The sequence below is a fragment of the Shimia haliotis genome (assembly GCF_900114415.1).
GTDB classification, from domain to species: Bacteria; Pseudomonadota; Alphaproteobacteria; order Rhodobacterales; family Rhodobacteraceae; genus Shimia; species Shimia haliotis.
Genome location: NZ_FOSZ01000002.1, coordinates 186,387 through 209,975 on the forward strand (window position 1 = coordinate 186,387; position 23,589 = coordinate 209,975).

Consider the following 23,589-nt stretch of genomic DNA (forward strand, 5'->3'; position numbering starts at 1 on the left):
CGAACCCGAACCCTATCGATCTAGGCCGCGCTGAGCTTGTCTCGAACGCCTGTGGCGACTATCCGAGCCAATTGGCACGGGACAGCGTTGCCTAGCTGCCGCATCGTCTCCGTCCACGAACCGTGGAACACCATGTCGTCGGGGAAGGTCTGTAGGCGAGCGCTCTCTCGTATCGTGAAATAGCGCACCGAGCCATCCGGCCTGCGCAGCATGTTCTCGCCTCCAGGAACACCGTGCACGCCCGCCTTCAGTGTCTTGCCCGGCTCATCCAGTGGGCTTCCCGTGTGCCCGGGATAGGAGCGTGCACCGGGCTGAAACCGGTGGTCATGAAAGTCCAGCGCCGTGCCGGACGCATGTTCCGGATCCGGAAGGTCGGAGATCGCGTCGCGCACGGTCAGCCACGGTTCGTCCAGAGGCCGCTCAGCTATCTTCAAAGCCCGCGCCTGCGCCGCACCACCATCCGGCCTGTTCTTGCGAGAGACGCCGTGCAGGTCCCAATAGACCTCCTCGCGCCATTGCGACCAGAGCAGCGCGTCCCGCGAATGGGTCGGCTTCGGAAAGTGCCACTCGATCTCGGTGTCAGCACGGAACCCGACGAGGAAGATGCGCTCTCGCCGTTGGGGGACACCGTAGTTCGCCGAATTCAGTACCCGCATCACCACACGATAGTGCAGGCCCTTCTCGGTCCCCTTGGTATGATGGTTCTCGAGACGCACGAGGTGGGCCATCCATTCCTCTTCCCTCTTGGCAACAAGATCGGGATAGGTCAGCTGCAGTCGAATGTACTCGAGGTAATTCGCGAAACTGCTGCGCGTAAGCCCCTTCACGTTCTCGAAGATGAAAGCCCTAGGTCGAAGCTCGCGCACGGCACGGATCGCCTGCGGGAACATGTCCCGACTGTCGAGAAAGGCGCGGTGGCGTCCGCCCATCGAAAAAGGTTGGCAGGGCGGTCCGCCCGTAACGAGGTCGACGGAGCCGCCTACGGTCCCAAAATCGAACTGCCGCACATCGCCCTCGTGGATCGGCCAGTGCGCAATTGGATCAAGACCGCGATCTTTGTTCTGGCGGAGAGTGTCGCACGCCCATCGGTCCCAGTCCATGACGGCTACCGGACGGAATCCTGCTTGGCTGACGCCGATTCCAAGTCCGCCAGCGCCCACAAACAGCTCGACCGATCTCATCATCCCAGGAACTCCCTGATCCTTGCCTGCAATTCCTCTCGATTTTTTGTCTGGCATTCCCATACTACGAGGACGTCCCAACCGAGTTCTGCGAGCAGGACGATACTACGCTCGTCCCGTTTCCTATTTGTTTCCAGCTTCGGCCCCCAAAAGTCCAGTCTGGATTTCGGGAGTCTCGCCAGCGGGCACGCCGGATCTGGGTGTCGGTGCCAAAAACAGCCGTGTACGAAGATTACCTTTCTTCGAGCCGGAAAGACCAGATCGGGCTTCCTGGGCAGGTCAGGACGATGAAGCCTGTAACGATAGCCCATACCATGCACCAGGCGGCGCACCAGCAGCTCCGGCTTGGTGTCTCGGCCGCGGACCCGGCTCATGCGCTCGCTTCGCTGTTCTGGCGTTAGTGTATCCATGGGCAACCTAATGCTGGCGCGCAGAGAGGACCGACACGCAAATCTGTCAAACTCAAACTAGTTAGTCCAACCAAATCAGGTGCTTGATCCCAATTTTGTCCGCCGCGCTTTCGACGACCGCGCGCTGGGTTGCCATCCCGAACTTTGCTGAAGATTCGGTCAGCACAACTGCAAAAGGCTCGCTATTCTCGAAAGCGCGCTCATGCAGGGCCATCAACGTTGCCTTCCAGTCAGCTGCCTTGCTCCAAGCGATCTGGCGCCCATCGGGGAGAAGGCAGCCGTGCGGTTTAATGAAAGTCGCGCTGACCTCTGCACCCTCGTCAATCCCGAGCACCCGGAATACGCGCGCGGGGTTGGCTGAGGCCTCCCTAGTGTATGACTTGAGGAGCGTATCCTTGATATAAACGCGAACTTTTCGCGGGTCCATGTACTGACCCAGCCTTCCGCCAATACTCTCCGTCTCGGTCCACACCGAGTAGTACCGCGACTTGTCGGCAGCCGAGAGCGCCGACCAATTGAGCCGATCAGCTTCTGCCCACAGGTGCTCCTTGATCTCGCCTCGAACGCTCACTGGCACCCTCATTGCACGCCTCCCGGCTGCGGCGCGGATGGAAACTCAAACTTCGGAACTTCTAACTGCGCGTCACCCTCGCGCAAAATCAAATCCGCCTGATCCTTCATCCATTCGAGCATGAAATTTCCTGCCGATGCGTCGCGGAAATTGATGAGATTGTGTCCGAGAGGCAGCCGCTCGATAGGACCTGCAGCGGCCTTTTCAAGTTCGATCACTTCCGCCACTCGACGCAGATCGGTCACGAAATCCATCACGATTACCTTGTCTTTACCGTGACTCAGGCGGAGCCCTCGGCCAAGCTGCTGGACAAAGATGCGACGGCTATGCGTCGCGCGCATGAAGACGATTAGATCAACATCGGGCACATCAACGCCTTCGTTAAACAAATCGACACTGGACAATACATCGATATCCCCTCGTCGGAACATTGCCATTAGCCGATCGCGCTCGCGGGCTTCCTGCCTCGACGAAATAGATTCAGCGCGCAATCCGTAGCCACGAAGTGTGCCCGCGAAACTCTCAGCGTGATCAACCGTTGGAGAGAACACAATCCCACCCCGCCGCTTCTCGCTGCGGAAAGCCTCGACAATGTGCCTGGCCGCTTCATCGTCGCGAGTTGGCATCAAGAGCTTTTTGTTCAGTTGGTTTAGCGAATAGTTGTGCGAAGAGATTTCCTGTACAAACTCCCAGTCGACGTTGTCTGCCAGCAGTCGATAATCGACCTCGCAAAGGTACTTCTGCCTCAGGCCGTCTGAGATACCGAGCCGAACAAGCGGCTTGCCCAATAGCTCATCGATGTCGAAACCGTCGCCGCGCCACGGTGTTGCCGTTGCTCCACCAACCATAGGTGGCTCAAGAGCAGCGAGCGCGCGCCGAAAACTAGCGGATCCGATATGATGCGCCTCATCGACAAGCACCAAACCGAAATTTGGCAGATCATCGACACGTCCAATGATACTTTGGACCGTCGCGAAAGTGATTCCATCGTAGAAAGATGGAGTCTCATCGCCCGAAAGCATGTGCGTTGGAACCCACTTGGGGAGCTGATGCCAAAATCCGAATTGTAGCTGTCGAATGAGCTCACGTTTGTCGGCGAGAACGAGCACCCGGTTTTCGCGAATGAGGCCATCACGGTAAAGATCCGCAACAACTTCCGCCATTACCACGGTCTTGCCTAAACCCGTTGCGAGCACGACTTGAGCGCGACCCGTGTCCGTGAGGCCTTCGCGAAATCTATCGACTGCCTCTTGCTGATATGGCCTTAGATCCCTTCTTGACTTAGCGTACTCAGGGACTTCTTGAGCAAGGTGCGCAAGACGAGCTGGATCGAGCAATTCGACATTGATCCCTATACGGCGGAAACGTTCGATTTCGGCCAGGACTCCACCACCGACCGCGCGTGAAGTCGCCAGAAGCATACGGTTGGCGCCATAGTATGTTCCGGCGTCGACAACTTCTTGGACCGCATGCTTCGTGGGCGGGGCGGTCGTGGTGTGTTTGCACTGCACCACCCAAATCTCACCGTTTTTCACGCCAACGACATCTGCGCCTTTGTCGCCCGAACCGCCAACAACGCGCACATCATCGAAGCCTGCATGCATCAAAATTCTTGCAACATCGCGCTCAAACGCTTGCCATGGGCCACGTAGGAGTCGCCTGTCGTCAAGAAAGTGCGTCATGCAGAGATCTCAACATCTGGTTTCAATAGCTCCAGAGACATTACAGCCCGAATGACCTCACTCCGTGAACTGCTGGCAAGATCTCCGCTGTCTTGCTTGGAGAGCCAAACAGCGTCGTCAATCAGAGCAAGATAACGTGACAAGACACCAGCGCGTGCTTCGGCGGTGATTTGCGGGTCGCCGTAATCGAGGTCAGCGTAAGGGGAATCCCAAAGCTTGCCATCGAAGCATAGGTCCGGTCGTTTCTCAACGGCAATCCGAATAATTTCGAGTGGCCCAGAAAGAAGAAAACTACCATTCACCGTGGCCTCGGAAGGCTTGATTTTTTTTGCTGCCAACGCGCGCATAACCGTAGTCTGCTCATCCACCCCTAAGTCGTTGAAGAGAGAAGCGCGTTCCTCCTCAGGACAAACCGAAACAAGACACCGAGCTACGTCAATTAGAACCGACGTCGCACTGTTGGGTAATGCCTTAAGGTCAAGAGCCGTCTCTTCCCCGTAGGTGTCCCGGAAATCCGCGAACAATTGAGCGAAGTCGGGCACTTGGCTAGAGTTGCGAGTCTGGTCGGCAGTCATGTGAGCGAGATGCGCTAGGCGCGCGTCCCTTGGTGTCATTGTGATTGACTCAAAGGTTTTGTGTGCAGGATTGAAAAGAAAATGATGGGTCTTGGTCGTCACGTCCCCCATAATCATGGCCCATGGCGCATCTCCCGCTAAATCGGGGTCCTTGGCGTCGACCTCATATGCGATGACATTCCATCTCATGCCAGTGCCGGCATGGTGATACCGTCGACTAAGGAGCGGCGCTTCGCGGCGCTCCGGCGCTGCGGGTTTCTCTGGTTCGGGAGGCGTTGCCGGGCCTGGATCACGCGTATCGCCGCCGGATGTGACACCGCCGAGGAGGCCTGGCGGAAGTTGTCCATCGCCACCAGATGATGGTTCCTTGGCTCCAGTTGCTCGTCCGCCGGCACCGTAGAGCAACTCACGGTCAGCGGCTTCAACGAGCTCCCACCATTTACTGTCGTCCTGATAGTCAGGATTGCCATCGTGGAAGGCGTTGACCATTTCGACGGCGCGAGCGTTGTCCTTGACGATCAGAATTCGTCCGTAGGCGCCTGCAGTCTTGGAATGAGGACTCGTCCGTCGGAACGCTTTGAATAGTCGAAAGAGCGGTGAATCATTTGGGCCATACCCAAGGTCTTTAGCTTTTTCAGGTCGAAGCGGTCCCTCTCCTCGGATGACTCTATACATTTCATCCCATGTCGGGTCAGCGCGATCAAAACGATCCTTAGCATAGCTGACCCGGCAATGATCGATGTGGATCTCACCAACTATGCGGCCTCGGTTTCGCTGATCGTCAATCGGGTACTCCCGCTCTTCATTCTCCCCATCGCTCCAGGAAAAAAGATCTTTGTTCCCAATCTCAATTTTTCGCCCATTGCGAACAAAATCGATACCGAACTCGGACTGGTCGAGATATCTCTGAATTCCCAGCCACCCCGTAACCTTGCGTTTACGTTCGACTACAGAATTCGCCGTCTCGCAATTCGGACATGTTCCGCCCACTTCCGCATCTACGAGCCAACTCATGCAATTGACGCAGTACAACCGGGCTGCGAGTTCATGATTGATGCTGATTACTGCTGGAACATTGGTTCCGCCAGGCCCGGGAACAACCCGATCTTCATTCCACAGGCAGTGACGTCGCGCCTCAACGCGCTTGTGGTTAACATAGAGCTCGAAACTGATTGGAATCCCGTTCGGCCGAAGCATCGAAGAGTAAGCTTGCGAGAGCCGTTTGCGTATTGCCGTTTGGTTCGCATTTTTTGCGAGCCATTTTCTTTGCTCTGGCTTGAGTTGCTTGATCGTAATCTCGGTACCATGTTGATCGGGGTCGGCCTTTGCGCGCGACAAACGCGGCGTCCGAAAGTGACGCTGCAGACGCAACTTGTCGAAATCGATCAGGAGTCCATGCCACTCACGCTCACCCTTACGCGTAGTCCAAACTTCGGTAACCGAACCAAGACGAGCCGTGGCAATGTTGAATCCCATGCCAAACAGCCCAAGGCTATCGATTGGATTATTGCCTGACCAACCGGCGCGTACGGCGCGCTCCAGCATATCTGGTGTCATGCCGGGACCATTGTCGATGATCCGAAGTGTCGCTCCAGGTGAGTCCGCTTGCGGCAAGTGGACATCGACCTTCGCACCAGCGACCGAGTTTCCAGCACGTCCTTCTTTCAAAAAGCCGTCAACTGCGTTGTCGACGAGTTCTGCAACGCAGCGCCACTGATCGATGTTGATCTCGCCAAGCATCGGCAATACGCGCGGATCAGGCTCGAGATTGAATTCGTTCGCTGGCCGCAGATCGTTCGCATCGATGCTCGCCATTACACTGATTCCCCATTAACCTCAGGATATTCATTCAATATCTCCGTACGATATGGAGGCCTCAGGTTGAACACAAGCGAAGGAAGAAGATTTGACTGTAGGTACTCCAGTTCCCACGACTTCGGAACTCGAAGACTACCTCGAGCGCATGCGGCCGACAGTAGACGAGACGATCGACAGGCTAGGTGCAACCCGCTTCCGGGAAGATCCCATCGCGGGTAGAAAGTACTCCCGTGCGACCTCGATTATCAGCTCAGCCTACAAAAGACATGGCGCCATCCTTCAAAGGGCCCTACTTGAGCGGCTTAAGGACTGCGCAAGGTTGCGCGTTTGGACAGAGGACGACTTCAAGCTTTCACATGACACACTCCGGGAGGTCCGAATCGCGGAGCGGCTAGACTCTTTGTCGCAAGTGCACCTTCCGTACGGAGATCGTGAACGCTCCGTGCGCGTCGATATCTTGGTATTCGACGAGGTAAGTCGCTCCCTAAACGCCTACAATGTCAAACGCGGCAACGGCTCATACGATGGAGGAAAGCGGCGCCTTATTCACGAAGAGCTCGTCCGTACCCAGATGCTTCTCACCGATTACGGCCGCGGGCTTGGGCTTTCGTCGGAGACGAGCAATGCTCACGTCATCTTCTACTACGGCCTTCTATCGCTACCACCGCCACTTGCGATCTCTGGTGACGATCTCGACGAGCATTTCCAATTTCCTGTCCACGAGGCAATCGAACACGTGAACGCTTATTTCGTGACACGGTTATCAGCGCTCATTGAGCAGGAAGACTAGCCCCACCAATGCTTTAGGTGGCTCCGTGCGCCGTTTACCTGGCGCCCCAAAGCGGTTCGGTCCCAGTCTCTTTTGAGCAGATGGGACCAAGATCGAAAACACTTCTGAAATCAATTTTTAATATTTATTATCAATTGCTTGTTGTAAATTCACCTATTCAGCGCAGTCAACAGCTCCGGAGAATATCGGCCGGAGAGAACGCTTTCTGGCCTCTTTGCACCGGGGCCGGTGCTCAGCCCCACCCGCATAACCCTCGAAAACAACGGAAAAATCCGGCCGTGGCCGGTCGCGGAGAAACTTTTCTCAGGGGCAAGTGGCGGAGACGAAGGGATTCGAACCCTCGATACCGTTCCCGGTATACTCCCTTAGCAGGGGAGCGCCTTCGACCACTCGGCCACGTCTCCGCCGACGCGTGTATCAGCCTTCTGACAGGAAGGACAAGCACAAAAATCCAGTCGATCCGACAATTTTCGCAGACTTCTGCCACCGGCAATCCAGCGCCGAAATTCTCAACGAAAACGGCCGCCTGAAACAGGCGGCCGCATCAAGCGTATTCAAAAGCTGGCTTTGCCGATCAGGTGTTGAACAAAAAGTGCATCACGTCGCCATCTTGCACTTCATAGCCTTTGCCTTCAGCGCGCATCTTACCCGCTTCCTTCGCGCCACTCTCGCCATTGCAGGCGACATAATCGTCATAGGCGATGGTTTCGGCCCGGATGAAACCTTTTTCAAAGTCCCCGTGGATCACACCGGCCGCTTGCGGGGCCATCGTGCCCTGACGGATGGTCCAGGCGCGGGCTTCTTTGGGGCCGACGGTAAAATATGTCTCCAGATGCAAGAGCTCGTAACCCGCACGGATCAAACGATCCAGACCGGCCTCTTCAAGCCCCATTTCGCCCAAAAACATTTCAGCTTCATCATCTTCAAGCTGGCTGATTTCTTCTTCAATCTGGGCGGAAATGATCACATGACTGTTGCCCTGTGCCGCGGCCATTTCGGCGACGGCGGCAGAATGCGCATTGCCCTCAGCCGCTTCACTCTCGCCGACATTGCAGACATAAAGCACCGGCTTGGTCGACAAAAGCTGAAGCATTTTCCAGGCCTTAGCGTCTTCGTCATCCACTTCAACAAGCCGCGCGGGCTTGCCGTCTTCCAAAGCCGCCAGCGCATCTTTCAACAAGCGTTCCTGCTGGACAGCCTCTTTATCGCCACCGCGCACCTTACGCACCAGACCCTGCAGGCGCTTCTCGATGCTCTCGATGTCGGCAAGCATCAGCTCGGTCTCGATCGTTTCGGCATCCGCGACCGGATCGACCCGTCCGTCAACGTGGGTCACGTCGCCATCCTCAAAACACCGCAGCACATGTGCAATTGCGTCGGTTTCGCGGATATTGGCGAGGAACTGGTTTCCGAGCCCCTCCCCTTTGGAAGCGCCCTTCACCAGACCGGCGATGTCCACAAAGGTCATACGGGTCGGAATGATCTGTTTGGATTGCGCAATTGCGGCCAACTTGTCCAAACGTGCATCCGGAACGCCGACCTCCCCCACGTTGGGTTCGATCGTGCAAAACGGAAAGTTCGCCGCCTGCGCCGCAGCGGTTTTGGTAAGCGCATTAAAAAGTGTCGACTTGCCCACATTCGGCAAACCCACGATACCCATCTTGAAACCCATGGCCGGTCTCCTGTCACAGCTTTGACGCTGCTCTTATGCAGAGTTTGGGCGCGGCGCAAGGCGCGTGTTAAGTTGCGCCCTAGGAGGACCTTGCATATGACATTCATTCCTTATCTCAATTTTGACGGCCAATGTGCCGAAGCGCTGACATTTTATGCCGAGATCTTTGGCGCAAACGACCTCACTTTGATGCCTCTCAGTGACGCTCCCGACAGCGAAAACATGCCGGCCTCAGACCGGATCATGTATGGCCACATCATGGTTGGAGAGGCCTGCCTGATGGCGTCGGACTTCATGCCGGGCATGCCCGTTAAACTGATGGAGTCGGTCTCGGTCAACCATCCTGTGCCGGACGCGGCAACAGGACAGAGGATTTTTGCCGCTCTGGCCGAAGAGGGTCAGATCACCATGCCCTTCGGGCCAACGTTTTTCTCCAAAGCTTTCGGCATGGTGCGCGACCGATTTGGCACCAACTGGATGATTGGCGTCGCTCCGGAGCAGCAGCCTTAAGTCTGTTGAACTGGCGGCATTGATTTTCCCGCCCGAAACAGGCATCCCTGCCTCAGCACTTTGTTGAGGGATGCCTGAAATGACTCGTATCGACGCGAAATTCGCCGAACTGAACGCCGCTGGCAAAAAGGCCTTTGTAGCCTATGTGATGGCGGGCGATCCCGACTACGAGACGTCGCTTGAGATCGTCAAAGGCCTACCCGGGGCGGGCGTGGACGTGATTGAGCTCGGTTTACCATTCACCGATCCCATGGCGGATGGGCCCACAATTCAGCTTGCAGGTCAGCGTGCGCTTGATGGCGGCATGACGTTGCAGCGGACACTGGATCTGGCCGCGGCATTCCGCGAAACCGACAACACCACGCCCATCGTGTTGATGGGGTATTACAACCCGATCTTTTCCCGCGGGGTCGACACATTCCTTGCCGACGCCAAGGCGGCAGGCATTGACGGTCTGATCGTGGTGGATTTGCCGCCGGAAGAAGACGACGAGCTGTGCATTCCTGCGCAAGCCGCCGGCCTGAACTTTATTCGTCTGGCAACGCCGACAACCGATGACAAGCGCCTGCCCAAAGTTCTTCAGAACACATCGGGCTTTGTTTATTATGTGTCGATCACAGGCATCACAGGGGCCGCAGAAGCCGAAGCCACCAATGTCGGTCCGGAAGTGGCGCGCATCAAATCCGCCACCGATTTGCCCGTAATCGTGGGCTTTGGCATCAACAGCCCCGAGAAATCTCAGGCGATTGCCTCCGTCGCTGATGGCGCGGTTGTCGGTTCCGCGATCGTAAGTCAGATCGGCGCAGGCAAGCCCGTGGACGAAGTGCTTGCATTCGTCAAATCATTGGCAGACGGCGCGCATTCTGCATAATTTGCGGACCATCAAGTCCGCAACCACGCCCAAGCGCGCCGTCGCCGCGCTGCTGGCCTGATTTCGCATCGCGCCCTGCCCGCATGTCCAGCTCACGGGCGTTTTTGGGGCTGACATCCCCGGCACGACGCTTCGGCCTCAGGGGTCCGCCCCCCGGCTGCGCTTTTCTTCCAGCGCCTTGATCATCGCTTCCACCAACACGGCCCTGCTGACCGGTTTTGAAACATGGCCTGTCATGCCCTCCGACAAGTATCCCGCCACTTGATGCACCATTGCGTTGGCCGAAACCGCAATGATCGGGACGGCCTCTTTCATGGCGGCCCGTTCGGCTTCCCGTATCAGACGCGTCGCCTCAAGGCCGTCCATCACCGGCATATTGATGTCCATTAGAACCATATCGAAAGCGCCCGCGCTCCAAGTTTCGATCGCCTGCTTGCCATCCGGCACAATCGTCAACTGCACCTGCGCCTTCTTCAACATATGCCTCAGAACCAACTGGTTGGTCTTGTTGTCTTCCGCTGCCAGAACCCGCAGCCCTTCAAGAGTGACGACTTCCTTCACCTCACTCAAAGAGGCATCCGCCGGTGTTCTTTCCTTCAGTGGGACAACTTGCACCTTGGCGACAAATGTCGCCCCTTTTCCCGCATCGCTTTTGACCGATATACTCCCCCCCATAAGCTCGCAAATGCGGCGCGAAATCGCGAGGCCAAGACCCGTGCCTCCATGCATGCGAGTGATCGAGGTGTTGGCCTGCGAAAACCTCTGAAAAAGGCGCGGTTGTTGGGATTTTGCAATCCCCGGCCCGCTGTCCGTGACCGTCATTTTCAACCAAGCTTTGCCGTTTCGTGCCTCTTCCAGCGTCATATGCAGCGACACGCGCCCGCTATCGGTGAACTTCACCGCGTTAGACAACAGATTGCCAACCACCTGCTGCAAGCGCGTTGGATCTGTTTCCGCCATCACCTTGGCGCTGTCATCGATCGTGACCTCAAACTGCAGCCCCTTTTCTTCGGCGGCAACACGGTGATGCTGACACATCACCCGCGCCAGTTCCGGCAAAGAATAGGCCACGGTTTCCAAATCAAATTTGCCCGCCTCAATCTTTGAAATATCCAAAACATCGTTGATTATGGACAAAAGCAGCCGACCGCTTTCGCCCAATACTGTGACCAACTGGTGCTGGGCCTGCGTCAGGCCGCTGTCATCCAGCGCCTGCGCCATGCCCAAAATACCGTTGAGCGGTGTACGGATCTCGTGACTCATCGACGCCAGAAAAACGGATTTCGCCTCATTCGCAGCTTCCGCCGCCACCCGCGCGGTCTCAAGCTCTGCGGTGCGCAAGTGCACGGCGGTTTCAAGCGTCTCGGCCAGTTTGGTCAGACGTTGGTTGGCCTCATACAACTCCCGGCTTTTTGCCTCCAGCAGGCGTTCCGCCTCCTCCCGCCCTTTTCGCTCACGCAGATACCGGCGCCGAGACACATGGTCAGGGGTCGAGCCAACCTGTTCACCCAAATACATCAGGCCACTTTCTGCACAAGAAATTCCGCGCGATGCTGTCCTTGGGCAGAGCTTTCCTGCATGTCGACCGTATAAGTGTGCCCGAAATGATCCATGCAGCTTTCCAGCATCCCGCGGCAAAAATGTTGCAACGGACGCTCGGACGCATAGACCATTTTCAACTGCCCTTCACCCGGCCGTTCCGTCGCAAATGTTGGCAGCTCGACCTCAGGATACAACTTGCGGACTTCGACATGCACCTCGTTCTCGATCGAATCGAGCATGTCAAAACCGTCATGCTTGCCCTCGAAAAAGGCGGGATAGCCTTCGACAAAACGCGCGAACATCCAATGCCCGAACTTGGCCTGCAAAGCGTCCACCGGCGCGTCCAGATAAGTTCCGAACGCATCGACAAGGGCCATTAGCTCGCTACAGGGATAGTTACCCACCACGCTAAAGGCGCCGTCGGATTCCAGGTCAACACTTTCCAGAATATCATCGACCGCTTCTTCGCCCATGACGGATTCGGCCATGCGGATCAATTCCACAAACACAACGCCCTTCATCAGGACCTCCAACAAATACACTCTTTAAACTCGGGCCAAACTACGCCCAAGGCGTTAACACGAGCCTAACGACTGCAAAGAGGATTGCGCGAAACCTTGCGTATTGGTAAGGAACATTTACCAAAGTGAGGGAGTTTGGACCAAAATGCCGGTGATTACCTGTATCGATGACCTGAAACGGATTTACGAACGGCGCGTGCCGCGCATGTTTTTCGACTATGCCGAATCCGGCAGCTGGACCGAGCAGACCTTCCGCGAAAACACCTCGGATTTCGAAGACATCTATTTGCGCCAGCGGGTTGCCGTTGACATGTCCGGCCGCTCCACAGCCAGCCAGATGATCGGTCAAGATGTGGCGATGCCTGTCGCCCTCGCCCCTGTTGGCCTGACCGGCATGCAATGTGCGGATGGCGAAATAAAAGCCGCCCGGGCAGCCGAGAAATTCGGTGTGCCCTTCACGCTGTCCACCATGTCGATCAACTCGATCGAGGACGTCGCCGAAGCCACAACCAAGCCGTTCTGGTTCCAACTTTACACAATGCGCGACACGGATTACGTAAGCCGCCTGATCCAGCGGGCCAAGGTGGCCAACTGTTCAGCACTGGTGATCACGCTTGACCTGCAAATTCTTGGGCAACGGCACAAAGACCTGAAAAACGGCCTTTCCGCCCCGCCGAAACTGACTCCCTCGACCATTGCAAACCTGATGACCAAATGGTCGTGGGGCATTGAAATGCTGGGCGCCAAACGGCGCAACTTTGGCAATATTGTCGGCCATGTTGACGGCATCTCGGATGCCAAGGATCTGGGCGCCTGGACCAAAGAAAGCTTCGACCCTACGCTGGATTGGGACAAAGTCGCCAAACTCAAGGAAGAGTGGGGCGGCAAGGTGATCCTTAAGGGCATTCTGGATGCAGAGGATGCCAAAATGGCGCTCAAGGTTGGGGCCGATGCCATCATCGTGTCAAACCACGGCGGCCGTCAGCTGGACGGAGCACTCTCATCCATCCGCGCCCTGCCCTCAATCCTCGAGGCGGTAGGCGATCAGGTCGAAGTCCACCTTGATAGCGGCATCCGCTCCGGTCAGGACGTGCTCAAGGCGCTGGCTATGGGGGCCAAAGGCACCTATATCGGGCGCGCCTTTGTCTATGGGCTTGGCGCTATGGGCCAGAAAGGCGTCGAAGAAGCTCTGCGCGTGATCCACACCGAACTTGACCTGTCCATGGCGCTCTGCGGACGTCGCCGCATCGACGAGTTGAACCGCGATATTCTGCTGATACCCGAGGCCTTCGAAGGACGCTGGCAGGCCTAAAGGCAGACAACGGGCGGGATCGCGCGGAAATTCCCAAAGGAGCGCGCGAATCCCCTTTGCTTTCTAAACAAACCCCGCTATACGCGCGGCTTCACGCGAGGATACAGCCTTGGAGGATCCTCGCCTTGGTATATGGAGAATTCAAAATGGCTGGTCAAATTCCTGATCTTATCGCCGAAGCACGCACGGGGACAGGCAAGGGCGCCGCTCGTCAAGCACGTCGTGACGGCTTCGTTCCTGGTGTTGTATACGGTGGCGACGCCGATCCGCTGGCAATCCAGATCCCTTTCAACGTTCTGTTCAAGAAACTGAAAGAAGGCCGCTTCCTGTCGACCCTGTTCAACCTCAAAGTTGAAGGCGAAGAAGACGTGCGCGTGATCTGCCGCGGTGTGCAGCGTGACGTGGTCAAAGACCTTCCGACACACATCGACCTGCTGCGCCTGCGCCGCACCTCGAAAATCAACCTGTTCATCCACGTTGATTTCGAAAACGAAGAAGCAGCCCCCGGCATCAAAAAAGGCGGCGTTCTGACTGTTGTCCGTCCTGAGGTTGAACTGAACGTGACCGCGGGTGACATCCCTGAGCGTCTGGTTGTTGACCTGACCGGCAAGGAAGTTGGCGACACCATCACCATCTCCCAGATCGACCTGCCGGCTGGCGCCAAGCCAACCATCGACCGTGACTTCGTGGTTGCAAACCTCTCCGCTCCGTCCGGTCTGCGTTCTTCCGAGAACGAAGAGGGTGAAGGCGAAGAGGCCGCTGAAGAAGCAGCAGCCGAAGAATAAGACCCCGCCGCAAGGCGCGTGGCAGAACGCGGCGTCCTCCGGGACGCCGCGTTTTTTTGTCTTGGGTGAAAGGTCCCATTGGCTCTAGGTTCGATCAGGTATCACCAATGAGCGCACCCATGTCCTTGCATTTTTCCACCGAAGAGTTTGCGATCCGAAACCAGAAGGCCTGCGCCGCGCTGGCCGCCGCCGGTCTGGACGCGATCCTGCTTTTTGCCCCCGAAAGCCACTATTGGCTCACCGGTTACGACACTTTCGGTTTTGCCATGTTCCAATGCATGGTTCTCGGCGCGGATGGTCGTGTCGACCTGCTGACCCGCGCACCGGACTTGCGTCAAGCCCGCCATACTTCAATCCTGCAAGACGACCAGATTCACATCTGGCCTGAATTTGAAGGCGCAACACCACAAAAGGATCTAGCGGTTCTGCTTGCCAAGCGAGGCCTTTCAGGCAAGCGCATCGGCTGGGAAACACAAACTGCCGGCCTGACGATGTGGGTCGGCCAACAGGTACAGGCGGCAATCCCCGACCTGATCGAAGCCTCCGACGTGCTCCGCCAATGCCGCCGTGTCAAATCGCCCGCCGAAATCGCCATGCACCGTAAGGCAGCCGCCCTGTCAGACGACGCATTCGATGCCGCCCTGCGCACCACGCACGCCGACGCTTTTGAAGGCGACATCCTGAGCGCCATGCAAGGCGCAGTTTTTGAGGGCGGCGGCGACTATGCTGGCAATGAGTTTATCATCGGCTCAGGCCCCGGTGCGTTGCTCTGCCGCTACTATTCCGGACGCCGCCATTTGGACCCACAAGACCAACTAACGCTGGAATGGTCGGGCACCTACGCCCGCTATCACGCAGCCATGATGCGCACTCTGATCGTCGGTGACGCCTGCGACGCACAGCGACGTATGCACGCCGTCACTCTCGAGGCTCTGGAAGCCTGCGAGGCCGCCATTCGCCCAGGCGCGCCCATGGGGGAGGTCTTTGACGCCCACGCGCGGGTGTTTGATGCGCACGGGCTGCACAATGCCCGTTTGCAGGCATGCGGCTATGGAATGGGGGCCGTTTACAATCCGATCTGGGTCGATTTTCCAATGTTTTACGAAGGAAATCCTCTGCTGATGGAACCCAATCAGGTGTTCTTCCTGCACATGATCCTCATGGATTCCGACACGGGATTCGCCATGTGCACCGGCCACTCTGTTCTGGTCACGGAAACCGGTGTCGAACGTCTGTCACGCAGCTCCCTCGACTTGCACGTCTTGTAACCCCGCCAAATTCGACCCTTCAGAACCGTATTCTTTCCGGCCGGAATACCCCGGGGTGAGCCGCATTCAGCGAGGGAAGCGCCCTACCCCTTCTTCACCTTGCCAACGCGCATAAACCCAAGCGTGCGCCCGCTACTTGTGGCCGGATCATAGGTCAGGCCTGACCGGCTCATACAGTCCACGATCTTCTTGAGAACCTTGCGGGGATATTTGGACAAATGCACTTCCAACACCACGTGGCGCACGCATTTGGGCCACTTCTTGTCAAAAAGGAACTGTTCTCCGCCTTCGATGTCCATCATCACAAAATGCGGCTGATGGATCGCCAGCAAATGCCCAATCGGCACAGCCGGCACCTCGACAAGGTCATCAGGCGCCTTGCCCTCTTCAACCAAGGCGCCCCCCCAGAAAAGCGAACCGGCGCGAAAAGCGACGCTTTCAGTCAAATGCGCATCACCGACTACGGCGCCGTGCACCAAAGTGACATCGCCCTGCCCGTTGCGCTGCAAATTTTGACGGATCGGCTCCAGCATCCTCGGGTTGGCCTCTACGCTCATCACGTTCTCAGCCCCCGCCGCTTGCCCGCAGATCGCGCTGACATAGCCAAGCCCTGCGCCAATCTCCAGAACCCGCCAGCCTTTCTTGATCCGCTTTAGGGCCGCATTGCTTTCCTTGTTTTCATAGTCGCCCGAGGTCAGCTTCTCCTCGATCCGCGTGTCCCTAAGCCAGTCGGGAATGTCAATCTCAATGCCTTTGAGCGTATATACTGTCATTCGCGCACTGCCGCCTTGCCTTGTCATTTCATTGAGTCCTAGGGGCTTGGCCGCTATAGAGCAACCGTGAGCAGCACAGGTGAACTCCCATGAAACTCTTTGTCGGCCTCGGAAACCCAGGCAGCAAATACGCAGGCAATCGCCACAACATCGGCTTTATGGCTCTGGATCGCATTGCCGATGATCACGGGTTCGGTCCGTGGAAGGGCAAATTTCAAGGCGCCCTGACCGAAGGACGGTTGGGCTCGGAAAAAGTGCTGCTGCTAAAGCCCGAAACTTTCATGAACCTGTCAGGACAGTCTGTGGGCGAAGCAATGCGGTTTTATAAGCTGACCGCCGAAGATGTGGTTGTGTTCCATGATGAACTCGACCTCGCGCCTGGCAAGCTCAAATACAAAAAGGCGGGTGGCCACGCTGGCCACAACGGGCTGCGCTCCATGCATCAGCATATCGGTGAAACCTACGGACGAGTTCGGATGGGTATCGGCCACCCTGGTCGCAAAGATCTGGTGAGCCATTATGTGCTGCACGACTTTCACAAAATGGATCAGGAGTGGCTGGACGACATGCTGCGCGGCATCTCCGATGGCGCGGCCCATCTGGCCGCAGGTGACACCGCCAAATTTTCCAACGCGGTGGCCTTGCGTCTGACCCCGCCACGATCCTCGAAATCCCGCCCCGAGGCCCAGAAATCCAAACCGGAGAACGCCAAATCCGCGCCCGACCCCGCGCCAAAAGCGGCCTATCAGGAAGACAGCCGAAGCCCTCTGCAAAAGCTGATGGACAAGTTTTCATGACGGCCGGATTGGTCGCCGCTTTTGGTGATCAGGCGGGCCATTGCGAAGGTCTGGACAGCCCCTTTATGGCGCGCCTGCTGCGTGTCTTGGCCAAAACTTGGCCGACAGACACAGCGCTGGCGACCAAATGCGCCACGTTCACAGGTGACATCGGTCCGCTGGGTCACAGCCTGCCCCTGCGCATCGCCAGCGGCCTGCATGCTCTGGTCCTACAAGACAAAGATGCAGTGTTGTCCGCGGTCTACCCCCCAAATGAGGCGGAAGACGCCACTTTTGCAACGACCATTTTGAAGGCCTTGTACAACCACGACGCATTTCTTTGCGACTGGATCGACAACGCACCGCAAACCAACGAAGTACGCCGGTCTGCCGTGTTGATTGGCGCCGCACAACTTTTGGCGGCCCATTTTGATATACCTTTTCAGCTTTCAGAACTGGGCGCTTCGGCGGGCCTCAATCTGATGTTTGACCATTTCCGTCTGCAAATCGGCAACGGGTATGGTCCCGCAAGTGACGTGACCCTGACACCCGAATGGCGCGGGCCTATGCCCCCTGATCACTCCACAACAGTTGCAGAACGGCGCGGCGTGGATCTCAACCCACTCAACACCAAAGACGCCGCAGACGCTCTGCGTTTGCAGGCCTATCTCTGGGCGGATCAGACCGACCGCATCACCCGCACCCGCGCAGCCATCGCGCTGCAAAACGCGCAGATAGATCAGGACGACGCGATCGCATGGCTGCAACAGCGTTTGCAATCGGCTTGGAATGCCCGCCTGCACCTGATTTTTCACACAGTCGCATGGCAGTATTTCCCAGAGGCCGCGCAAGAGCGTGGCCGCGCACTCATTGAAGCAGCCGGAGCGCAAGCGACCCAGAACGCGCCTTTGGCGTGGCTTAGCTATGAGGCGGACGATCAATCCCCCGGCGCTGCGCTCAGCTTGCGGCTCTGGCCCGGTGATCTGCACATCAACCTTGGACGTGCCGATTTCCACGGTCGCTGGGTCGATTGGAAGGCGCCTCCGTCTCTGACCTAAGGTAAGACTTGCCCTAGCAGCAGAAGCAGTGATCAATTCCCTCCAAATTGGAGGAGACATTCATGCGCACTTTTGGCAAATGGCTGGGCCGCGCCCTGCTGATGCTTGTTCTGGCCGCGGCAGTGGTCGGTTTTCTGAAACGCGAAGAACTGATGCGCCTGATGGCGGTCAATTCACTCTTTGCCGAAGACAAGATTGTGCACAATTTCTCCCACATGAACGGCGCCTTTCTTAGCCGCGATGTGGCCCACGGCGACGGTCCCGTGATCGACCTGCCCAAAGGGACCGAGGCAGCTTTGCCCGCACAAACAGAGCAATGGGTGCAAGACCGCAGCGTGACCGCGCTTGTTGTGCTCAAAGACGGCGCGCTGGTTCACGAGAGTTACTATCAGGGCACCACCCAGGAAGACCTCCGCATCAGCTGGTCAGTGGCCAAGTCCTATCTCTCCGCCCTCATGGGCATCGTCTTGGCTGAAGGCCATATTGACGACATCAACGATCCTGTCACGAAATATGCGCCGCTCCTAAAGGGCTCCGCCTATGACGGGGCGTCGATCAAAAACGTGTTGCAAATGTCCTCAGGTGTGACCTTCAACGAGGACTATCTGGACTATGACAGCGACATCAACCGTATGGGGCGGGTCGTGGCACTCGGCGGCACATTGGACGGATTCGCAGCGGGCTTGACGGAAACCTTCGTCGCGCCGGGCACACAGTTCCAATACGTGTCGATCGACACCCACGTTCTGGGCATGGTGATCCGCGGCGCAACGGGGCGCGATGTGTCCTCGCTGTTGTCTGAAAAAATCATCTCCAAACTCGGCTACGAAGCCGCGCCCTACTATGTCACCGACGGTGAAGGTGTGGCCTTTGTCCTTGGCGGTCTGAACATCCGCACGCGCGACTATGCCAAGTTTGGGCAATTGTTCCTGCAAGAAGGCCAGTTAAACGGCACTCAGATTGTGCCGGCGGATTGGATCGCAGCCTCCACAGTGCCCAGCGCCAACACGGCAGACGGCAACCTGCACTACGGGTATCAGTGGTGGATGCCCAAAGACCCACGCCCCGGTGAATTTTTTGGCATTGGCGTCTACGGGCAATATATCTACGTGAACCGCGCCAACAACGTGGTGATCGCCGTCAACTCTGCGGACCGGAAATTCAAGGACGAGGGCGTCACCGATGGCAACATCGCTCTTTTCCGCGAAATTGCCGAGGGCCTGTGATCCGAACCGTTGACGGCCTAACGGCTTAGGTTTCAAAACCGGGGGCGCGCTGCCCCCGCGCACCTCCGTTGGTGCCGAAAAACCGCCTAGTGAACCCGCGCGCCCTGCTTCACCAGTTCGGCTTGAATCTCGGTGATATTGAGCGCGTCAAGCGCGCGCGCCTGCCGCACGGCCAAGGCCGCGGCAACACCTGCGCCCTGCCCGATCACCGCACAGCACGCCATGTTGCGGGTGGCCGCATGCGCCACTTTGTGGCCTGCCGTGGCCCGCCCTGAAATCAGCAGGTTCTTGATCCCTTTCGGCAGCAGGTTGCGATAGGGCACCTCGAAATATCGTCCCGTGGTTGGCAGGATCAGAATTCCATAGCCGTCAATGAATTCGGGGAAGATGCCGATACTGTCCTCAAAGCGGCCCTGCTCGCGCACATCAAGCTCAGTCATGCTATAGACCGTGTCGACCTTACGGGTGTCGCGAATGCCAAGCGACATGCCAAAGTTGCGCAGACGTGCGTTTTCGCATCCGGGCGTAAAACGCCGAAGCGCGTCGATGGCCAACATCGCCTGTTTGCGCCCCTCGATTTCGCCTTGGGTCAAACTGTCGGGGTCCGTGCCATCAATGCCCGCCAGATGCACGAGATTCATATAAGTCAGCTCGCCCGTGTCATGCATCGCGCCCCACGTACCCGCAATGGTGTTCAAAGCGGCTGGAATCATGCCCGCCTCAATCGCTTGGGCAAAGGGTTTGTGCAGGAAAGGCGAGAACATCTCGTCCTCCTTCCCAGAGGTTTCAATGTTCCATTCTCCGCCACCACCCCAGTCGGCGTAGGTCTGCGGATCGGCCTTCACTCCCTCAACAAATGCTCGTTTGTCCACGCCAGCAAGGTGGAACATGACCGAGGCCGCCATCAAGTCTTCGCGCTGGGCCATCTGCGTTGGTGCACCGGCGCGATGGGCCACGTCTGCGTCCCCCGTCGCATCAATCACCACCTTGCCAAGAATGGCTTCCCGCCCCGCTTTGGATTCGGTGATGATACCCTTGATCTCGTCGCCTTCCATAATTGGCGCGACAAACTGTCGGTGAAGCATCGGGTGGATGCCCGCCTCTTCGACCATGCGGTCGGCTACCAGTTTGAACCCCTCACTGTCGATTTCATAACTCAGTGATTGGCTCTCCGGCACTGCAGCCCCTTCGTCTTTCGCCGCATCCTCAAACTCCTTCGGGATGCCCATGCTTTCAACGGTTTGCTCATGGCGATACCAATGCATACCCTCAACGCCCACCACGGTGATATTGCCGCCAAAGCAGCCATAACGCTCCACCATCGTGACCTGCGCCCCCGCCCGAGCCGCAGCAAGAGCAGCGGACAGACCGCCTGGGCCGGAGCCCACGACCAGCACTTCGGTTTCATGGATCACGTCAATCTGGCGGGCGGGTTCGAGAATCTGTTTCATGAGCGCAGGTTTGCGCGCGACCCTACTTTTGGTCAATCAGAATCCTGAATCACCATTTAACTTTTTTCAAAGCCCGAATGCGTCGTTGGGCTATGCGCAGCTTCTGAGCCGTGCAATGGTTAATACATGACCGAAAAAGACCCTTCATTGAACGTCCTTGGTGGACCGCTTGCGCCCTGTTCTCTTGACCCTCTCACCGGATATTTCCGCGACGGAGCCTGCAACACCTGCGCCGAGGATAGCGGCAGCCACACAGTTTGCGCGATCATGACCGCCGAGTTCCTCGCCTATTCAAAATATGTGGGCAACGATCTGTCGACACCACGACCCGAGTTCGGTTTTTCAGGCTTGAATGCGGGCGATCAGTGGTGCCTCTGCGCGGCTCGATTCCTTCAGGCACACGACGAAGGCTGCGCCCCCAAGGTGAGCCTTTCCGGCACCCATCAGCGCGCGCTGGAGATTGTGCCCCTATGGGTCTTGGAAGATTACCGCGCGGACTAGCGGCACGCCCTCACCGCTTGACGGTTTTGCGCGATCCGTGTCATCTGCGCTTTGCGGAACCCGCCATGCCCCTTTGCACCGGCCCAGCCAGTTCGCGCACTTTCTGACATCAGCAAAAGGGGATGACCATGGGCTTTATCGCCATGAACCGCTTCAAAATCACCGAAGGTCGCGAGGCCGATTTCGAAACCATCTGGAAATCAAGAGAAAGCAAACTCAAAGAAATGCAGGGCTTTCGCGAGTTTCGTCTGCTCAAAGGACCAAAAGGTGAGGATCATACCCTCTATTCCAGTCATGTGATTTGGGACAGCCGCGAGGATTTTGAGGCTTGGACCAAATCACAACAATTCCGCGACGCACACAAAACCGCCGGCCAAAACCGAAACGAGAGCCCGATTATGGGCCACCCCAACTTTGAAGGGTTTGAAACGGTCCTGCACGAGGCCTAGCGGCTTGCCCATCGAAGGTCAGTGTGTTCGCTGGCCTTCGATGTCGGCAAAATCGGGGCCTTTGTTCGGATCCCACGTCGGAACAGTCAGAGGCCAGTCAAATGTTTCATCGCGCTTGACGCGGCCTGACTTCGGAAAGAACGCCACCTCTCGGGCCACATCACCCTTGATGCCCAGAATCCGGACCTCTCCAAACGGACGCCGTTTGACACGGATCTCTTGATACCCCTGCGCGACGATGTCCTGCGTCACGTGATCAATCAACGGCTGCCCTGTCAGACCTTGGGTATCAATTTGCGCATGGACTGGCGTGGCCAGTGCCAAAAGCAGCGAAAAAACGACAAGTGGCTTGGCGGGCATGACGACTTCCTTCGGTTTCATACACCATAGGTGGGCACGACCTCTCTGCCAACACAGGGGAATTTGCCCCAAAATTCCCTACATCGACGCCAAAAAACACAAAAGGCGCCCCCAAGGGCGCCTTCCGCTCTAGACCACAGATCAGATCACTCGGCTGAACGCCCTTCTTCCGTGTCGGACATGTCAAAGCCAAGGTAGCGCGCAACAGTCTGCACGTCCTTGTCGCCACGACCACACATGTTCATCACCAGAACATGATCTTTGGGCAAAGTCGGCGCGATCTTCATGACATGCGCCAAGGCATGACAGGGCTCAAGCGCCGGAATGATCCCTTCCTGCGCACAGGAGAACTGGAACGCCTCAAGCGCCTCTTTGTCGGTGATCGACACATATTGCGCACGACCGGTGTCGTTCAGCCAGCTGTGCTCCGGCCCGATTCCCGGATAGTCCAGACCGGCAGAGATTGAGTAGCCTTCAAGAATCTGCCCGTCATCATCCTGCAAAAGATAGGTACGGTTGCCATGAAGAACCCCGGGGCGGCCGCCTGTCAGCGACGCACAGTGCTCCATCTTCTCGTCCACGCCTTTGCCTCCGGCCTCAACACCGATGATGTTGACGGACTCATCGTCAAGGAAAGGATAAAACAGGCCCATCGCGTTGGAACCACCACCAATCGCCGCAATCACCGTGTCCGGCAGGCGGCCTTCGCCTTCATGCACAGGCAACTGCCAGCGGACTTCTTTGCCGATGATAGACTGGAAATCCCGCACCATGGCCGGATAGGGATGCGGACCTGCCACCGTGCCAATGCAATAAAAGGTGTCATGCACATTTGTCACCCAATCGCGCAGCGCATCGTTCATCGCATCCTTCAACGTGCCACGACCGGACGTGACCGGCACCACCTCGGCCCCCAAAAGGCGCATGCGGAACACGTTCGGGGCCTGACGCTTCACATCATGCGCGCCCATATAGACCACACATTTCAGGCCAAACTTGGCACAGACCGTCGCCGTAGCCACGCCGTGCTGCCCGGCACCGGTTTCCGCGATGATACGCGTCTTGCCCATGCGGCGCGCCAGAATGATCTGGCCCAGCACGTTGTTCACCTTGTGCGCGCCGGTGTGGTTCAACTCGTCACGCTTGAGGTAAATTTTCGCGCCGCCCAATGTCTCGGTCATACGCGAGGCAAAATAAAGCGGGCTGGGACGGCCCACATAGTTCTTCCACAGATCATCCATTTCCGCCCAGAAGGTCGGATCGTCCTTGGCCTTTTCGTATTCCGCCTCAAGATCAAGAATCAGCGGCATCAGGGTTTCGCTGACAAAACGGCCACCAAACTGACCGAACCGGCCATTCTCGTCCGGGCCATTCATGAAACTGTTGAAAAGATCATTGGACATAGAAGTCTCTCCCTTGCGTCGAATGTACCTAAATCGGCACATGGGCAAAGGGCAAGACCAAAGCGTCAGTGTGGCGCGAAGTCT

The 23,589-nt window shown here is 57.3% G+C and carries 23 protein-coding genes and 1 tRNA gene; 11 read left to right on the forward strand and 13 right to left on the reverse strand.

Features of this window, described 5'->3' with window-relative positions; translation table 11 throughout:
- Positions 1–20: 20 nt before the first annotated feature.
- From BM069_RS06295 to BM069_RS06315, 5 genes are all read right to left on the reverse strand, one after another.
- Positions 21–1,184, reverse strand: a complete 1,164-nt coding sequence (locus BM069_RS06295; protein ID WP_093321860.1) for a DNA cytosine methyltransferase — start codon at positions 1,182–1,184, stop codon at positions 21–23.
- Positions 1,181–1,591 carry a very short patch repair endonuclease gene (locus BM069_RS06300; protein ID WP_093321863.1) on the reverse strand — a complete coding sequence of 137 codons (411 nt, stop codon included), beginning with the start codon at positions 1,589–1,591 and terminating at the stop codon, positions 1,181–1,183. The genes BM069_RS06295 and BM069_RS06300 overlap by 4 nt, the downstream gene beginning before the upstream one ends.
- A 61-nt stretch (positions 1,592–1,652) precedes the next feature.
- The gene (locus BM069_RS06305) at positions 1,653–2,162 is read right to left on the reverse strand and encodes a hypothetical protein (RefSeq protein ID WP_139216158.1); all 510 of its coding nucleotides are present in this window, start codon (positions 2,160–2,162) and stop codon (positions 1,653–1,655) included.
- A gap of 8 nt (positions 2,163–2,170) precedes the next feature.
- A complete protein-coding gene (locus tag BM069_RS06310; protein ID WP_093321867.1) occupies positions 2,171–3,844 on the reverse strand; it encodes a DEAD/DEAH box helicase family protein in 1,674 nt (557 codons plus the stop codon).
- The gene (locus tag BM069_RS06315; protein WP_093321870.1) at positions 3,841–6,234 is read right to left on the reverse strand and encodes an ATP-binding protein; all 2,394 of its coding nucleotides are present in this window, start codon (positions 6,232–6,234) and stop codon (positions 3,841–3,843) included. Before BM069_RS06315 ends, BM069_RS06310 begins: the two co-directional genes overlap by 4 nt.
- Before the next feature lie 91 nt (positions 6,235–6,325).
- Between BM069_RS06315 and BM069_RS06320 the strand changes: the two genes are divergently transcribed.
- Positions 6,326–7,027, forward strand: coding sequence for a hypothetical protein (locus tag BM069_RS06320; protein WP_093321873.1), 702 nt, complete (start codon positions 6,326–6,328; stop codon positions 7,025–7,027).
- Positions 7,028–7,341: 314 nt separating this feature from the next.
- Here the strand turns inward: BM069_RS06320 and BM069_RS06325 are convergent.
- Together BM069_RS06325 and ychF are read right to left on the reverse strand one after the other, a co-directional pair.
- Positions 7,342–7,431, reverse strand: a tRNA-Ser gene (locus BM069_RS06325).
- Positions 7,432–7,601: 170 nt separating this feature from the next.
- On the reverse strand, positions 7,602–8,699 hold the full coding sequence (gene ychF / locus BM069_RS06330) for a redox-regulated ATPase YchF (protein WP_093321876.1): 1,098 nt from the start codon (positions 8,697–8,699) through the stop codon (positions 7,602–7,604).
- 96 nt (positions 8,700–8,795) lie between these two features.
- Here ychF and BM069_RS06335 point away from each other — a divergent pair, with 96 nt between their 5' ends.
- Together BM069_RS06335 and trpA are read left to right on the forward strand one after the other, a co-directional pair.
- Entirely contained in the window at positions 8,796–9,209 is a 414-nt protein-coding gene (locus tag BM069_RS06335) for a VOC family protein (RefSeq protein WP_093321878.1), read from the forward strand.
- Between the two features lie 79 nt (positions 9,210–9,288).
- A complete protein-coding gene (gene trpA, locus BM069_RS06340) occupies positions 9,289–10,080 on the forward strand; it encodes a tryptophan synthase subunit alpha (protein ID WP_093322789.1) in 792 nt (263 codons plus the stop codon).
- A gap of 138 nt (positions 10,081–10,218) precedes the next feature.
- Here the strand turns inward: trpA and BM069_RS06345 are convergent, their stop codons facing one another.
- Both BM069_RS06345 and BM069_RS06350 read right to left on the reverse strand, forming a co-directional pair.
- Entirely contained in the window at positions 10,219–11,598 is a 1,380-nt protein-coding gene (locus BM069_RS06345) for an ATP-binding protein (RefSeq protein ID WP_093321881.1), read from the reverse strand.
- Positions 11,598–12,143: a heme NO-binding domain-containing protein gene (locus BM069_RS06350; protein WP_093321883.1), complete on the reverse strand. Its 546-nt coding sequence runs from the start codon at positions 12,141–12,143 to the stop codon at positions 11,598–11,600. Before BM069_RS06350 ends, BM069_RS06345 begins: the two co-directional genes overlap by 1 nt.
- Positions 12,144–12,288: 145 nt before the next feature.
- On the opposite strand from BM069_RS06350, the gene BM069_RS06355 reads away from it, so the two are divergent.
- From BM069_RS06355 to BM069_RS06365, 3 genes are all read left to right on the forward strand, one after another.
- Positions 12,289–13,455, forward strand: a complete 1,167-nt coding sequence (locus tag BM069_RS06355) for an alpha-hydroxy acid oxidase (RefSeq protein WP_093321885.1) — start codon at positions 12,289–12,291, stop codon at positions 13,453–13,455.
- A gap of 146 nt (positions 13,456–13,601) precedes the next feature.
- Positions 13,602–14,240 carry a 50S ribosomal protein L25/general stress protein Ctc gene (locus tag BM069_RS06360; RefSeq protein WP_093321887.1) on the forward strand — a complete coding sequence of 213 codons (639 nt, stop codon included), beginning with the start codon at positions 13,602–13,604 and terminating at the stop codon, positions 14,238–14,240.
- 119 nt (positions 14,241–14,359) lie between these two features.
- Positions 14,360–15,508 carry a M24 family metallopeptidase gene (locus BM069_RS06365; protein ID WP_093321890.1) on the forward strand — a complete coding sequence of 383 codons (1,149 nt, stop codon included), beginning with the start codon at positions 14,360–14,362 and terminating at the stop codon, positions 15,506–15,508.
- A gap of 83 nt (positions 15,509–15,591) precedes the next feature.
- Here the strand turns inward: BM069_RS06365 and BM069_RS06370 are convergent, their stop codons facing one another.
- Entirely contained in the window at positions 15,592–16,281 is a 690-nt protein-coding gene (locus BM069_RS06370) for an FkbM family methyltransferase (protein ID WP_093321892.1), read from the reverse strand.
- 89 nt (positions 16,282–16,370) lie between these two features.
- Here BM069_RS06370 and pth point away from each other — a divergent pair, with 89 nt between their 5' ends.
- The 3 genes from pth to BM069_RS06385 all read left to right on the forward strand — a co-directional run bounded on the left by pth (position 16,371) and on the right by BM069_RS06385 (position 19,341).
- Positions 16,371–17,078, forward strand: a complete 708-nt coding sequence (gene pth, locus BM069_RS06375) for an aminoacyl-tRNA hydrolase (protein WP_093321895.1) — start codon at positions 16,371–16,373, stop codon at positions 17,076–17,078.
- A complete protein-coding gene (locus BM069_RS06380; protein ID WP_093321897.1) occupies positions 17,075–18,115 on the forward strand; it encodes a DUF2332 domain-containing protein in 1,041 nt (346 codons plus the stop codon). Before pth ends, BM069_RS06380 begins: the two co-directional genes overlap by 4 nt.
- Positions 18,116–18,177: 62 nt before the next feature.
- On the forward strand, positions 18,178–19,341 hold the full coding sequence (locus BM069_RS06385; protein WP_093321900.1) for a serine hydrolase domain-containing protein: 1,164 nt from the start codon (positions 18,178–18,180) through the stop codon (positions 19,339–19,341).
- Positions 19,342–19,427: 86 nt separating this feature from the next.
- On the opposite strand, the gene BM069_RS06390 is transcribed toward BM069_RS06385, so the two are convergent.
- Positions 19,428–20,792 (reverse strand): FAD-dependent oxidoreductase, encoded by a 1,365-nt coding sequence (locus tag BM069_RS06390; protein ID WP_093321901.1) that lies wholly within the window; start codon positions 20,790–20,792, stop codon positions 19,428–19,430.
- A gap of 126 nt (positions 20,793–20,918) precedes the next feature.
- Here BM069_RS06390 and BM069_RS06395 point away from each other — a divergent pair, with 126 nt between their 5' ends.
- Both BM069_RS06395 and hmuQ read left to right on the forward strand, forming a co-directional pair.
- Positions 20,919–21,293 carry a DUF2237 family protein gene (locus BM069_RS06395; RefSeq protein ID WP_093321903.1) on the forward strand — a complete coding sequence of 125 codons (375 nt, stop codon included), beginning with the start codon at positions 20,919–20,921 and terminating at the stop codon, positions 21,291–21,293.
- Between the two features lie 128 nt (positions 21,294–21,421).
- Positions 21,422–21,742, forward strand: coding sequence for a heme-degrading protein HmuQ (gene hmuQ, locus BM069_RS06400; protein ID WP_093322791.1), 321 nt, complete (start codon positions 21,422–21,424; stop codon positions 21,740–21,742).
- 18 nt (positions 21,743–21,760) lie between these two features.
- Here hmuQ and BM069_RS06405 read toward each other — a convergent pair whose 3' ends face one another.
- Together BM069_RS06405 and trpB are read right to left on the reverse strand one after the other, a co-directional pair.
- Positions 21,761–22,102, reverse strand: coding sequence for a hypothetical protein (locus tag BM069_RS06405; RefSeq protein WP_139216159.1), 342 nt, complete (start codon positions 22,100–22,102; stop codon positions 21,761–21,763).
- Positions 22,103–22,248: 146 nt separating this feature from the next.
- Complete coding sequence (trpB, locus tag BM069_RS06410) at positions 22,249–23,505, reverse strand: tryptophan synthase subunit beta (RefSeq protein ID WP_093321907.1); 1,257 nt, start codon at positions 23,503–23,505, stop codon at positions 22,249–22,251.
- Positions 23,506–23,589: the final 84 nt, after the last annotated feature.

What these genes read in the sequence shown, in the direction of transcription:
- BM069_RS06385 (WP_093321900.1), top strand. Translation starts at nt 18,178, where the DNA reads ATGCGCACTTTTGGCAAATGGCTGGGCCGCGCCCTGCTGATGCTTGTT.
- BM069_RS06365 (WP_093321890.1), top strand. Translation starts at nt 14,360, where the DNA reads ATGTCCTTGCATTTTTCCACCGAAGAGTTTGCGATCCGAAACCAGAAG.
- ychF (WP_093321876.1), bottom strand. Translation starts at nt 8,699, where the DNA reads ATGGGTTTCAAGATGGGTATCGTGGGTTTGCCGAATGTGGGCAAGTCG.
- BM069_RS06315 (WP_093321870.1), bottom strand. Translation starts at nt 6,234, where the DNA reads ATGGCGAGCATCGATGCGAACGATCTGCGGCCAGCGAACGAATTCAAT.
- BM069_RS06395 (WP_093321903.1), top strand. Translation starts at nt 20,919, where the DNA reads ATGACCGAAAAAGACCCTTCATTGAACGTCCTTGGTGGACCGCTTGCG.
- BM069_RS06350 (WP_093321883.1), bottom strand. Translation starts at nt 12,143, where the DNA reads ATGAAGGGCGTTGTGTTTGTGGAATTGATCCGCATGGCCGAATCCGTC.
- BM069_RS06370 (WP_093321892.1), bottom strand. Translation starts at nt 16,281, where the DNA reads ATGACAGTATATACGCTCAAAGGCATTGAGATTGACATTCCCGACTGG.
- BM069_RS06345 (WP_093321881.1), bottom strand. Translation starts at nt 11,598, where the DNA reads ATGTATTTGGGTGAACAGGTTGGCTCGACCCCTGACCATGTGTCTCGG.
- trpA (WP_093322789.1), top strand. Translation starts at nt 9,289, where the DNA reads ATGACTCGTATCGACGCGAAATTCGCCGAACTGAACGCCGCTGGCAAA.
- pth (WP_093321895.1), top strand. Translation starts at nt 16,371, where the DNA reads ATGAAACTCTTTGTCGGCCTCGGAAACCCAGGCAGCAAATACGCAGGC.
- BM069_RS06360 (WP_093321887.1), top strand. Translation starts at nt 13,602, where the DNA reads ATGGCTGGTCAAATTCCTGATCTTATCGCCGAAGCACGCACGGGGACA.
- BM069_RS06380 (WP_093321897.1), top strand. Translation starts at nt 17,075, where the DNA reads ATGACGGCCGGATTGGTCGCCGCTTTTGGTGATCAGGCGGGCCATTGC.
- trpB (WP_093321907.1), bottom strand. Translation starts at nt 23,505, where the DNA reads ATGTCCAATGATCTTTTCAACAGTTTCATGAATGGCCCGGACGAGAAT.
- BM069_RS06355 (WP_093321885.1), top strand. Translation starts at nt 12,289, where the DNA reads ATGCCGGTGATTACCTGTATCGATGACCTGAAACGGATTTACGAACGG.
- BM069_RS06300 (WP_093321863.1), bottom strand. Translation starts at nt 1,591, where the DNA reads ATGGATACACTAACGCCAGAACAGCGAAGCGAGCGCATGAGCCGGGTC.
- BM069_RS06390 (WP_093321901.1), bottom strand. Translation starts at nt 20,792, where the DNA reads ATGAAACAGATTCTCGAACCCGCCCGCCAGATTGACGTGATCCATGAA.
- BM069_RS06335 (WP_093321878.1), top strand. Translation starts at nt 8,796, where the DNA reads ATGACATTCATTCCTTATCTCAATTTTGACGGCCAATGTGCCGAAGCG.
- BM069_RS06405 (WP_139216159.1), bottom strand. Translation starts at nt 22,102, where the DNA reads ATGCCCGCCAAGCCACTTGTCGTTTTTTCGCTGCTTTTGGCACTGGCC.
- BM069_RS06295 (WP_093321860.1), bottom strand. Translation starts at nt 1,184, where the DNA reads ATGATGAGATCGGTCGAGCTGTTTGTGGGCGCTGGCGGACTTGGAATC.
- hmuQ (WP_093322791.1), top strand. Translation starts at nt 21,422, where the DNA reads ATGGGCTTTATCGCCATGAACCGCTTCAAAATCACCGAAGGTCGCGAG.
- BM069_RS06310 (WP_093321867.1), bottom strand. Translation starts at nt 3,844, where the DNA reads ATGACGCACTTTCTTGACGACAGGCGACTCCTACGTGGCCCATGGCAA.